Genomic DNA, 12,071 nt, shown 5'->3' with positions numbered 1-12,071 from the left:
TGCCGTTGCGTGATCGCACCACCCACCCTATCCCTGACCTCGCGTTGGTCTAAAATCTCCTCAGTCGCCAAAAAGGCCATATGTGCGATCGCACAAACTGCCCATATCAACTAGCCTGTGGCGATCGGCTTAAGATATAGACGGCGGCGCCGATCGATAAACTCGAATCAATTGACCTGTTAATGTTTCAAGTGAGGAAATAGCCTCATTAATATTAGCAGCCATTCTGCCTAAATCATCCTCTGCCCTACAGACAATGATTCCAGCATGGTGAGGCTGTAAGCTGTGCAGTCTGATAAAATGACGGCGATTGAGAGTTAAAACAGCCCGATTTTAACTGACAGCAAAAGCTAACACTTCTTCGTCATGAATTTTTTGATTATCCTTTCCGGCTTCTTGCACTGTCAGAATGTTGTGTCCCATCTGGCGCAGCAATTCTACAACTACTCTGGGAAATTGTTCGTCAGCATAAAGACGCGCCATTATCTCAATCCTCGTCATTCTCGCGGATAGCTATTTCAATTTCATCGGGAAAAGCTGTCGCATAAGCCCAGGCATTTCCTAAATCAGTAGCAGTTAGTGTGGGATAGTTATCTAAGAGTTGGGATTCGTTCATACCCAAGCGGCGAAAACTCACTAGCACCCAAACAGGAATGCGAGTCTTTCTAATACAAGCATCACCGCCGCAGACACCGGGAGTTTTGCTAATTCCTTGCCAGGTGTTAGCTAAATTTTGGGTTAATAATTGGATAATTTGAGCTTTTTCTGTTGGCGTTAAGGCTAAGAGTTGTGCTTCTAATTCTGGGATTGTCATACAACCTGTTTGATTTATGCAATATGTATGTATTTGCTATTGTAGCGCGATCGTAGATTTATTGGATATTTTCAGGTGTATCTAAGATTTCGTCAGCCTCGTCTTGCAGCCTAATTGCTTCCTCAATTTCATCAGGATAAGCGACCGCATAAGCCCAAACATTTACTAAATCAGTGGCACCCAGATGGGGATAGCAATCTAGGATAAAAGCATCGGTAGCGCCGTCATTTCGATAGCTTGCGAGCAACCAAACGGGAATGCGAGTATTGTCAATACAAGCATCGCCTCCCATCACAGCGGGAGTTTTTGTAATAGAGCGTCCGCTGTTTTTGAGACTCTGGGTTAAAATGCGAATTGCCTCTGCTTTCTCCCTTGGCGTTAAGGCCTTGAGTTGTGCTTCTAATTCTGGGATTGTCATAGAGCTTATTTGATTTATTAATTATGTATGTATTTGATATTGTAGGGCGATCGCCCTATTAGTTAGGTTTCTTGCAATCAGAAGGTCGTTGGTAGATAATAAAGAGATAAAAAAGAGATCGCCTTTTTTTTGAATCCCGGACAAAAGTGCGATCGCACTTTTTGCAATACCTCGATGAAAGTGCGATCGCCCTTTTTTACAAAATTTGCACTGACTCAGTATTAATCTCTGTTAAATTAGTCAGTTTGAGATCATTCGTCAACAGCATTGCATTGAGAAAATTGGCTGTTGCTGCAACTACGGCATCGGGAAGTTTGAGCCTGTAAGTTTTCCGCAATGCGATCGCCAAATCCTTGATATTACTATCCAGCCCAACCACTGTAACATTAGTCAAGAAATCACGAATCAGCACCTCTTGATCGGAACTGAGACTAGGGTAAGATAATAACTCTATCTCAGTTATCACAGAAACAAAATATTGTCCTGCTGGTAATGGATTTATTAAGCGACCGCCCAAGTAGTACAAAGCTACATTGGTATCTAACACAATTAAAGCTTGACTCAATCCCACTCCTCCCTAATTTGTTTCTGATAATCTAACGGGTCTTGAGTTAGTTTAATGACACCCGCATACTTGGCTAAATTACTTTCTTCTGTCTTTTGAATTATCAGAGTCTCTAACAATTGCTCAATTTTCTGCCAGTCCTCGTAATCAATCAATACTGCAACTGGACGCATTGCTTCATCGGTGACAAGTTTTTTCTTAACAGGTAGCATTAAGGCCCCCTTCATATTTAATGTTTAACTTTTTCATTATAGCTCCACAATTGAAAACCTGCATATCTAATATAAATTATTCTCACATCTACCTAAAGAAGTATTTTTTTGTTGCTGGCTTTTACCCCCCCACAACCTCCGGCTTTTCTGCCGCTATCGTAGCGCGCTTGTTACTCAAAAATTAACGTTGATTTAAACTTGGATTTAGATAAAATTGGTAGAATTCAATTGTTTGCTTGTGAAATATGGAGTAAATATAAATTACGCACTCCGACAAAGAAACCGGGTTTTTCACAAAAATACTTTGTTGAAGCCCGCAGATTCGGCAAAAAACCCGGTTTCTGATCTCCCAGAATTCCTAATTTCAAAACAAAGTTTACCAAAGAAACAACCAAAACTCAGGAGTCAACCGCCGATGATGCTAGGAACCACCGAGATCCCGCAATTAAAGCCGCTTTCCGACTCAGAACTGCACAAAATGAACGCCTACTGGCGGGCGGCCAACTATTTATCCGTCGGACAAATCTATCTCCTCGACAACCCGCTACTCAAAGAACCCCTCAAACTCGAACACGTCAAACCCAGACTCCTCGGACATTGGGGCACCACTCCAGGCCTCAACTTCATCTACGTTCACCTCAACCGCATCATCAAAGCCCAAGACCTCAACGCCATCTACATCGCAGGCCCAGGACACGGCGGGCCGGGCTTGGTGGCTAACACCTATCTCGAAGGCACTTATACCGAATATTACTCGAACATTTCCCAAGATGAAGAGGGGATACAACGGCTGTTCAAACAGTTCTCGTTTCCCGGCGGTATCCCCAGCCACGTCGCCCCGGAAACTCCCGGTTCGATTCACGAAGGGGGCGAACTCGGCTACGCCCTCGTCCACGCTTACGGCGCGGCCTTCGACAATCCCGATTTGATTGTGGCGGCCGTTGTCGGCGACGGGGAAGCGGAAACCGGGCCGCTGGCTGCTAGCTGGCATTCTAACAAGTTTCTCAACCCGGTTCGGGACGGGGCTGTGTTGCCGATTTTGCACTTGAACGGCTACAAAATTGCTAATCCGACGCTGTTGGCCCGCATTCCCCGCGAGGAATTGGAAAGTTTGATGGTGGGTTACGGCTACAAGCCTTATTGGGTCGAAGGTTCAGACCCGGAGACGATGCACCAGTTGATGGCTGCAACTCTCGATACTGCGATCGGCGAAATTAAGGCGATTCAGGAAAAAGCCCGGACTGATGGTTATGCCGATCGCCCGCAGTGGCCGATGATTGTGATGAAAACTCCCAAAGGCTGGACTGGGCCCAAGGAGGTTGACGGTAAGAAAACTGAGGGCTCTTGGCGATCGCACCAAGTCCCGCTAGCACAAATGGCTTCTAAGCCCGGACACGTCCAACTCCTGGAAGATTGGATGAAAAGCTATAAGCCCGAAGAATTGTTCGACGACAAGGGTAAATTGATTGCAGAATTGGCGGAACTTGCACCGAAGGGCGATCGACGGATGGGGGCAAATCCTCACGCTAACGGCGGTCTGCTGCTGAAAGACTTGAAAATGCCGGAATTTGAAGACTACGCCGTTGACGTGCAAAAACCGGGGACTGTAATGGCAGAAGCAACCCGCGCTTCCGGCCGCTTCCTGCGGGACGTGATGAAACTGAATCAGGAAAACCAGAATTTCCGCATTGTCGGGCCCGACGAAACTGCTTCAAACCGGCTCGATGCGGTGTTGGAGGTGACGAATCGGGTGTGGGCGGCGGAAACTTTGCCGGAAGACGACGGGCACTTGTCTCCCGACGGCCGGGTGATGGAAGTCCTCAGCGAACATCTCTGTCAGGGATGGCTGGAAGGCTATTTGCTGACAGGAAGGCACGGATTTTTTTCTTGCTACGAGGCGTTTATTCACATCATTGATTCGATGTTCAACCAACACGCTAAATGGTTGAAAACTACTAGCGAGATTCCTTGGCGCAGACCGATCGCATCTCTCAACTATTTACTAACATCTCACGTTTGGCGGCAAGACCATAACGGTTTTTCTCACCAAGATCCGGGTTTTATCGATCACGTAATTAACAAAAAAGCGGAGGTGGTGCGGATTTATTTGCCGCCGGATGCGAACACTTTGCTGTCAGTAACGGATCACTGTCTCCGCAGCCGCAACTATGTGAATGTGATTATTGCAGGGAAGCAGCCGGCTTTGCAGTATTTGGATATGGATGCTGCGATCAAACACTGTACGACTGGCCTCGGCATTTGGGAATGGGCTAGCAACGATAAAGGCGGCGAACCGGATGTGGTGATGGCTTGCGCGGGTGATGTTCCGACGCTGGAAACTTTGGCTGCTGTTGACATTCTTCGCCGAGATTATCCTGAGTTAAAGGTGCGGGTGGTGAATGTGGTGGATTTGATGACGCTGCAACCTACTAGCGAACATCCCCACGGTTTGTCCGATCGCGATTTTGATGCTTTGTTCACGAAAGATAAGCCTGTGATTTTTGCTTTTCACGGTTATCCTTGGCTGATTCACCGCTTGACTTACCGCCGGACTAATCACCCGAATATTCACGTCCGGGGTTACAAGGAAGAGGGGACGACTACTACGCCGTTTGATATGGTGGTGATTAACGATCTCGATCGATTCCATTTAGTTGGTGATGTACTCGATCGCGTTCCGAAACTGAGTTCTGTAGCAGCTTACGGCAAACAGGCTATGCGGGACAAGTTGATCGATCACAGGGAGTATATCACTAAACACGGCGATGATATGCCGGAAATCCGTGACTGGAAGTGGCCTCACGGTGGCGCGGTTGCGTCGGATGCGCCGAAGGAAACTAAAGGTTCGGAGGTGACGGGAGATCAAGGTGTGCGATCGGGTGCACCTGGGTAATAGGTTCGTAGTCAGGACTTTAGTCCTTCTTCAGCTAGATTGATGCGGACTAAAGTCCTTCCATTTTTCCCCTAAGTTCTGTTAGTATGAATCACATTAATTCCGGTTGGATCGGATTTTTTTAACCGCAGAGAACGCAGAGAACACAGAGGAAGATTAGAGAGTGATGATTAATGATGATGCTAAAATGAGGCTAGTGCGCGATCGAGTAGCACCTCAACTTGGGCGCGAGTTACCCCCGGAAAGCATTCGAGAAACTGGTCAATAGAGGCTCCATCTTTAAGGTTCTCGAAAAAAGCGGCAACAGGTACGCGCGTTCCCCGAAATACCCATGCACCACTCACCTTGGTTGGATGACGTTCAATGACTTCAAATAGGTCTATAGTCTGCATGACATTCGTTTAGTATATAATTAAAACAATGTAATATTTAGGTTATCTTAGCATAAATCAACCATGATTTATTTGTACATTCAAAAGAGGCGGTAATGCTTAAAGAAATAGAAATCCAAAATTTTAGGTGTTTTGAGCAAATCAAAATTTCTGGATTTGAAAGGGTCAATTTAATCGGTGGTAAAAACAATGCTGGCAAAACAGCCTTGCTAGAAGCAATTTTTCTCAATGTTGTTCCAGAACCTAGCAGCATACTATTACTAAGAGAGCTAAGAAAAGAGTCATTATTAGCCATGAAAGCTATGCCTGACAAAGCCTGGGACAACTTATTTCATGTACTGGAAAAAGACAAATCTATACTAATTATTGGAACAGATGAAAATAATGATACCAATCAATTTACCATCCAGCCTATAGATCCAAAAATTATTGATCGAAAAACTCTTAATTTAAGTACATCGCACACAAACAAATCAAATGAAAGCACATTCTGGGTCAGTAGCAGCACTGACTTGTTAATTGCTAGTTCCAAAGGTTTAATAAATGTAAATGGTGACACAGATGGAATAACTACTGATAGCATTCCTACTACTGGTGAAGTACCAATCATTCCCTCGTTTATCAGGATTTCGGGAAAAGAACTCACACAAGCCTACGATCGCGCCCGTTTGGATGACAAAGATAGCGAAGTTTTGAAAGCTTTTCAAGTTATCGATCCGGCGATCGAATCGGTAGAGAGTTTTTCGATCGGGGAACCCACGCTCTACTTGAGAAGAAAAGGCGAAAAGCGTTTGCCTCTCTCATTGTTTGGAGATGCAATGAATAGAGTTGCATATATTATGCTTAAATTGGTAAACGCTAAACACAAAATACTGCTAATCGATGAAATAGAAAATGGCATTCACTATACTAATCATCGAAATTTTTGGAGAATTCTGTTTAGGTTGGCTGTTGAACTGGATACGCAGATTTTTGCGACAACTCACAGTTTAGAGATGCTGCAAGCATTTGCTGATGTTGGTTTAGAACCCAATCAGGAATGTAGCAGCGCATATTTTGAACTAGCAAGGAAACCGAAAACAAATCAAATAATCGGCATCAGACGCGATTTGGAAACATTGAATTACGCACTAGAGCATCAAAAAGGAGTGAGAGGTGAGTAATATTGTCATAGTAGAAAGTAAAAATGATGCAATTTTCATGAAGGCAATGGTTGAGAAACTTAACTGCGATATCCAGGTAGAACCACCTATTTATATAGATGATTATGAAAGTTTGGAAGGCTTGAGCGAAACCAAGTTAATCACTACTTTAAAAGAGTTAGAAGCCGACCTGCAAAAAAGAGATATAGAAAAAATAGGGATTATTATTGATATTGATAACGATTCAGAGCAAGAGCGGCTGGAATTGGTAAATAAATGTATAAAAGAAGTGTTTGAAGCTGAAAGCTTGTCAAGCACTAAACAATTTATCGATATTTGCGGAGAGAGTGGAACAAATGCAAGATTGGCTTGTTACTTTACAAATGTTGGAGGTCAAGGCGAACTGGAAACGCTTTTAAAGGCAATAAAGGCTAGAGATTCTCCTTATGCTGATTGTTTGGATAGCTGGAAAACTTGCATAGAAAGTCAGGGAAAGACAATCGATATCAAAGGTTTTGATAAATTCTGGGTGAGCATCTATCTCAGGTATGATACTTGCTCAAAGAAGGAACAGAAACGAGCAGGAGAGAAATGCAGTATGTCAGGGTTTGATTATGTTATGGAACACAAAAAAAATATTTGGGATTGGGATAATCCTGCACTTGATGATTTGAAGGAGTTTTTTAAACTCTTTTGCTAATATAGTAAAATTCACACACAATTAACTCATGAGCTTAAAAATTTACTTTCTGCGACACGGTGAAACGACTTACAGCAAAACAGGCGGTTTCTGTGGCGCTATCGATCCAGAATTAACGCCCGAAGGTGCTCAAATGGCAGAACAGTTTGCCGCCACTTACGCAAAGTTGCCTTGGGATGCTGTTTTTGTCAGTCCCATGAAGCGCACGATCGCAACTGCAAAACCTTTGTGTGATACTCTAGGAATTGAAATGCAGCTTCGCGACGGACTTAAGGAAATTAAGTACGGGATGTGGGAAGGCAAAACGCTAGAAGCTGTCAAACAAGAATACTCTGAAGATTATATTAACTGGCTGACTGAACCTGCTTGGAATGCACCGAATGGCGGCGAAACTTCTGTGCAAATTGCTAATAGAGCTTTGTTAGTTGTTGGAGAAATTGAGGAAAAGTACAAGAGTGGAAATGTGCTGGTTGTTTCGCACAAAGCTACAATTCGGATTATTCTTTGCAGTCTCTTGGGGATTGATTTGGGACGTTATCGCTATCGCATTGGCGCGTTAGCAGCTTCGGTCAGTATTGTCAAGTTTGATGTTCGCGGGCCGCTGCTGGAGGTTTTGGGCGATCGATCGTACATGGATGAAACTCTCCGCAATTTACCCGGTACTTAGTTGAATCGCAAGGACACGGCATTGCCGTGTCCTGATATTTCCAGTTGTTGTACAAATATAATTAACCTATGAAAATATTAGTTTTAAACGCAGGTTCTAGCAGTCAAAAAAGCTGCTTGTACGAACTAAATGACACGCTTCCCGATCGCCCGCCACAACCTCTCTGGGAAGCAAAAATAGACTGGACTCAGCGCGAAGGTGCGGGGGAGTTGCAAGTCAAAACTGCTGCGGGCCATACGCTTGAGGAAGACTTTACCTCGGATTCTCGCGCCGGGGCGATCGCTCAAATGCTAGAGACTCTGTGGCACGGTGAAACTCAAGTTATTAACAGTTTAAACGAGATTGATATTGTCGGCCACCGCGTGGTTCACGGCGGGCGAAAGTATCAGCAAAGTACGCTGATTTCGCCGGAAGTAAAACAGGAAATCGCCCGTTTATCTGAGTTTGCTCCCATCCACAATCCGATTAACTTGGAAGGTATCGAAACCATTGAGAAAATCCTCGGAAATGTGCCGCAAGTTGCTGTTTTTGATACTGCTTTTCACGCGCAATTGCCGCCCGCTGCGTTTGTTTATCCCGGCCCCTACGAATGGCTGGAAAACGGAATTCGCCGCTACGGTTTTCACGGCATTAGCCATCAATATTGCGCTCGCAGGGCTGCTGAAATTCTGAACCGCGATTTTGCCGATTTGCGGCTGATTAGCTGTCATTTGGGCAACGGATGCTCTCTGGCGGCGGTTCGCGGCGGTCGGAGTGTTGATACTACGATGGGTTTTACTCCTTTGGATGGTTTGATGATGGGGAGTCGATCGGGTGCGATCGATCCTGGTATCATAATTCATCTGTTAAGGCGATCGGATTGTAGTCCTGAGAAACTAGATAATATTCTGAATCGGAATTCTGGTTTGAAAGGGATTTCTGGGGTTTCTAGCGATATGCGGCTGGTTGCGGAGGCTATTAAGGATGGCAATGATCGGGCTCAACTTGCTTTGGATATTTATGTGCACCGTTTGCGGGCCGGTATTGGGGCGATGTTGGCGAGTTTGGGCGGGTTGGATGCTTTGATTTTTACTGCGGGTGTTGGGGAAAATTCGGCGGTTGTCCGGGCTGCGGTTTGCGAGGTTTTTGGGTTTATTGGGTTAAAATTGGATGGGGAAAAGAATTTGAATTCGCCGGTTGATGATGATGTTGCGGCGGTTGATTCTGCGGTGCGGGTTTTGGTGGTTCATACTCAGGAAGATTGGGAAATTGCGCGAGAATGTTGGGATATTTCTCGTAGATGATTTGGCGGTTGAGTTCGGGGTTTGTTCGCGGTTGAGACGGCGGTTGAAACCGCGTCTACACAGACGAAACCCGCCTCCGCGGGTTGAAGAGTGCACGGTTTTGGCGGCGGTTGAAACCGCGTCTACACAGACGAAACCCGCCTCCGCGGGTTGAAGAGTGCACGGTTTTGACCGATCGCCCTTTGTGGATTTAGACTATACTCTGTACGTAGATTGACAGGCTGAGTCCGTGAAGCGTAGCTATCCCGTAGGGAATCGCCCTTAAACCATTTATCGATCGCCAATATGAACGTCAACGATAAGCTCCAGACTATTTTAACCGAGTTGCGAGATCAATTTGAGCTCCTGTATGGCGATCGGCTGACCAAAATGATACTATACGGTTCCCAAGCGCGCGGCGATGCCCATCCCGACTCGGATATTGATGTTTTGGTGGTTCTCAAAGCACCAGTCCAAATCGGTGAAGAAATCGATCGAACTATCCCAATTGTAGCAGATTTATCCCTACAAAATGACGTAGTAATTAGCTGCAACTTTATGAATGAGGAACGGTTTACTAATTATCAAGGCCCTTTGCTCAGAAATATTCGTAGAGAGGGAATTTTAATATGACACCCGATCAATTAAACTTACTTCTGAAAGCTCGTCAAAGCCTTTCAGCAGCAAGATTGATGTTGGATAGTGAATATCCAGATTATGCAGCTTCTCGCGCCTACTACACGATGTTTTATATTGCTGAAGCATTTCTAGAGGGTGAAGGATTATCTTTTTCCAAACATTCCGCAGTTATCAGCGCCTTTGGCCGAGAATTTGCTCGTACAGGAAGAGTACCTGTAAAATTTCACCAATTCTTAATTAGATCGCAGGAATTGCGAAATGCTGGAGATTATGGCGAAATGAATGCTGTAATGGGTAATCAAGCAGCAGATTCGATCGCCCAAGCTGAAGAATTTCTCGAATTAGCTCAAAATCTGATTGGCCCTCTACCGCCGCCTTAAATACCAATTCTGAAAGTTAGCGCTCAATCTTTCATATTTAGCCTATCATCTGTAGGGAAACGGCACTGCCGTGTCCGGCGAAGGACTATGCCAATCAAAGATAAAAAATTGTAGCGTGTGTCGCCCTTGAAAATCTCTGAATAAAAATCGACAATCTCACAGCGACGCACCAGCCTACACAGTCTAAACAACCCTCCGTTTCACTCCGCCCAATAATTTTGTGATAGCAAGATGTTGCATAATTGCTATCACAAAAATCAGTCCTGGATGCACCACCATCTAAGAAACCGGGTTTTTTACTTAATCTGTGGACTACACCGAAAGATTTTCGGAAAAAACCCGGTTTCTGGCCAACCGTGCGTAAGTTGTGAAAGTATTTGACTCAGATGAACTCAGCGAATTGATTGCTGAATTAGAAAGCGCTATACTACACATAGATTGACAAGCTAAGTTCATGGAGACACAAAAACTATGCTAAGTGAATCTTCGCGCCTTGTTTACGGCGATGAATTAATTACCGCAACGGAATTGAACCAACAACCGCATCGAGTTCTGGATTTGGCGATGGAGCACCCTGTCACTATCACTCGTAATGACCAGCATTTTGCTTTGTTGCGCCGCGAAGAAATGGCGCTGTGGGTAAAAGCTGCGACGCTTTCTTTGACTGTATTTGAGGTGACGGCGGCTGCTTACCGGCTGCGATTGGGAGAAGCGATTAGTTCTGAACATCCCTATCAGTGGCTGACAGTATTTGACTCAGATGAACTGTGCGAATTGATTGCTGAATTAGAAAAAACTTACCGACTTGCTGAATCGGAACCTGGGGCGTGGAGTCTGATTGAGATTGTAATTCATGAATGGCATGAAAGCGCTAAAGCAATTTCTAGCCCGGTACTTGCAGCAGCTTTCAGCGATGAAATTGACGAAGTTTTGCTAACACCTCCTCAAAGAGAAAGCACTACTGAATCGACTCAGTTATGACGCAAATTCCACCCACTCCAGATGATTCTGAAAGCGGGGTTTCTTCTGAAGAAGTTTCCGCACCTGTACCCGTGATTTCTGAGTGGGTAATCCCGCCTGAAGAAGCACTTACAGCACCTCTAACACCCGTATCTGCTAAAGAAAACGCAACCGATGTTATCCTGCAATTATCTGAATCGCCCTGGTTAGTAGTAGCGAAAAACAGACGGGTTAACCGGGATTGGGAGGCTTTATTGTTACGTGCTCCTGAGAATACTCGTCGCTGCTATCAGGATTTATGTACTAGCCCGATGGTGAGAAAACCTAAGAGAGTTTTTCCGTTAAAAGGCAAACTTTATCAAGGTGCGTGGGAATATGAAGTAACAAGTTCAGACAGAGTATTTTATGTGCCGGATGAAGACAAACGCAAAGTGCTTGTTTACTATGCAGGAAAACATCCTAAGTCAGCGCCAACTCCTCCGTAAATAAACCGGGTGGTTGAAACCGCGCGGTTTTAATTTACCCGTGATTTCCCCCTTGTTTTTCCCCCACAAAGAATGTAAAATTCTAAAAACATGGGTTGTAAGCAATGAACGAAGCACGCCGCCAAGCCTATCAAAATCTGATTGAATCTCTCGTCACCTGTCCCAGCGACGAACGAATCGAGATCCTGCAAGCTAACCTAGAATTAATAGATGAGGATTTTGCCCAATATTTGCGAGAGTGGGCAACTGAAACTCTGGCAACCTTGGATGCAAAACAAGCATACAATCGTGCTAATTTTTTATGCAATTTGGGTATGAGTTTTTATAAGTTGCGTCAAGGCAGTTGGGCAAGTAATTTAGAGGTTAGTATTGCTTGTTTGGAGATAGGATTAACTGTTGTCACCCGCGAAGCTGACTCGGAAAAGTGGGCAATGTTTCAATTATGTGTGGGAACTTTCTACCACAACAGAATCAGAGGGGAAAAAGCCGAGAATCTCGAACTGGCGATCGCAGCTTTTCAGGCATCCTTGGAAATTTACACC

General features: G+C 44.9%; 14 protein-coding genes and 2 pseudogenes. 10 read left to right on the top strand and 6 right to left on the bottom strand.

The features are described from left to right. Nucleotides 1–129: 129 nt before the first annotated feature. The 5 genes and pseudogenes from QUB68_RS22345 to QUB68_RS22325 all read right to left on the bottom strand — a co-directional run bounded on the left by QUB68_RS22345 (nt 130) and on the right by QUB68_RS22325 (nt 2,024). Nucleotides 130–483, bottom strand: a pseudogene (locus QUB68_RS22345) (DUF5615 family PIN-like protein). 4 nt (nt 484–487) lie between these two features. Further along, complete coding sequence (locus QUB68_RS22340) at nt 488–814, bottom strand: DUF433 domain-containing protein (RefSeq protein ID WP_332996547.1); 327 nt, start codon at nt 812–814, stop codon at nt 488–490. A 58-nt stretch (nt 815–872) separates the two neighbouring features. Beyond that, nucleotides 873–1,232: a DUF433 domain-containing protein gene (locus QUB68_RS22335; protein WP_332996546.1), complete on the bottom strand. Its 360-nt coding sequence runs from the start codon at nt 1,230–1,232 to the stop codon at nt 873–875. Between the two features lie 196 nt (nt 1,233–1,428). After that, nucleotides 1,429–1,803, bottom strand: coding sequence for a type II toxin-antitoxin system VapC family toxin (locus tag QUB68_RS22330; protein ID WP_332996544.1), 375 nt, complete (start codon nt 1,801–1,803; stop codon nt 1,429–1,431). Beyond that, a complete protein-coding gene (locus tag QUB68_RS22325; RefSeq protein WP_332996542.1) occupies nt 1,794–2,024 on the bottom strand; it encodes a hypothetical protein in 231 nt (76 codons plus the stop codon). The genes QUB68_RS22330 and QUB68_RS22325 overlap by 10 nt, the downstream gene beginning before the upstream one ends. A 400-nt stretch (nt 2,025–2,424) precedes the next feature. Here QUB68_RS22325 and QUB68_RS22320 point away from each other — a divergent pair, with 400 nt between their 5' ends. Next, complete coding sequence (locus tag QUB68_RS22320) at nt 2,425–4,902, top strand: phosphoketolase family protein (protein WP_332996540.1); 2,478 nt, start codon at nt 2,425–2,427, stop codon at nt 4,900–4,902. Between the two features lie 182 nt (nt 4,903–5,084). Here QUB68_RS22320 and QUB68_RS22315 read toward each other — a convergent pair whose 3' ends face one another. Then, nucleotides 5,085–5,294 carry a DUF433 domain-containing protein gene (locus QUB68_RS22315; protein WP_332996538.1) on the bottom strand — a complete coding sequence of 70 codons (210 nt, stop codon included), beginning with the start codon at nt 5,292–5,294 and terminating at the stop codon, nt 5,085–5,087. 95 nt (nt 5,295–5,389) lie between these two features. Between QUB68_RS22315 and QUB68_RS22310 the strand changes: the two genes are divergently transcribed. From QUB68_RS22310 to QUB68_RS22270, 9 genes and pseudogenes are all read left to right on the top strand, one after another. After that, nucleotides 5,390–6,457: an AAA family ATPase gene (locus QUB68_RS22310; protein WP_332996536.1), complete on the top strand. Its 1,068-nt coding sequence runs from the start codon at nt 5,390–5,392 to the stop codon at nt 6,455–6,457. Further along, entirely contained in the window at nt 6,450–7,136 is a 687-nt protein-coding gene (locus QUB68_RS22305; RefSeq protein ID WP_332996534.1) for a DUF3226 domain-containing protein, read from the top strand. Before QUB68_RS22310 ends, QUB68_RS22305 begins: the two co-directional genes overlap by 8 nt. Before the next feature lie 28 nt (nt 7,137–7,164). Beyond that, nucleotides 7,165–7,803, top strand: coding sequence for a histidine phosphatase family protein (locus QUB68_RS22300; protein ID WP_332996532.1), 639 nt, complete (start codon nt 7,165–7,167; stop codon nt 7,801–7,803). Between the two features lie 68 nt (nt 7,804–7,871). Then, entirely contained in the window at nt 7,872–9,086 is a 1,215-nt protein-coding gene (locus QUB68_RS22295) for an acetate kinase (RefSeq protein ID WP_332996530.1), read from the top strand. Between the two features lie 285 nt (nt 9,087–9,371). Beyond that, the gene (locus tag QUB68_RS22290; RefSeq protein WP_332996528.1) at nt 9,372–9,698 is read left to right on the top strand and encodes a nucleotidyltransferase domain-containing protein; all 327 of its coding nucleotides are present in this window, start codon (nt 9,372–9,374) and stop codon (nt 9,696–9,698) included. Then, entirely contained in the window at nt 9,695–10,084 is a 390-nt protein-coding gene (locus tag QUB68_RS22285; RefSeq protein ID WP_332996527.1) for a HEPN domain-containing protein, read from the top strand. The genes QUB68_RS22290 and QUB68_RS22285 overlap by 4 nt, the downstream gene beginning before the upstream one ends. Before the next feature lie 471 nt (nt 10,085–10,555). Then, on the top strand, nt 10,556–11,065 hold the full coding sequence (locus QUB68_RS22280) for a hypothetical protein (protein ID WP_332996525.1): 510 nt from the start codon (nt 10,556–10,558) through the stop codon (nt 11,063–11,065). Next, on the top strand, nt 11,062–11,529 hold the full coding sequence (locus tag QUB68_RS22275) for a hypothetical protein (protein ID WP_332996523.1): 468 nt from the start codon (nt 11,062–11,064) through the stop codon (nt 11,527–11,529). The genes QUB68_RS22280 and QUB68_RS22275 overlap by 4 nt, the downstream gene beginning before the upstream one ends. 104 nt (nt 11,530–11,633) lie before the next feature. After that, nucleotides 11,634–12,071, top strand: a pseudogene (locus QUB68_RS22270) (hypothetical protein); the annotation flags it as partial.

This window comes from Microcoleus sp. A006_D1 (assembly GCF_036702805.1).
GTDB lineage: Bacteria > Cyanobacteriota > Cyanobacteriia > Cyanobacteriales > Microcoleaceae > Microcoleus.
This window is presented reverse-complemented; position numbering and strand designations above follow the sequence as displayed.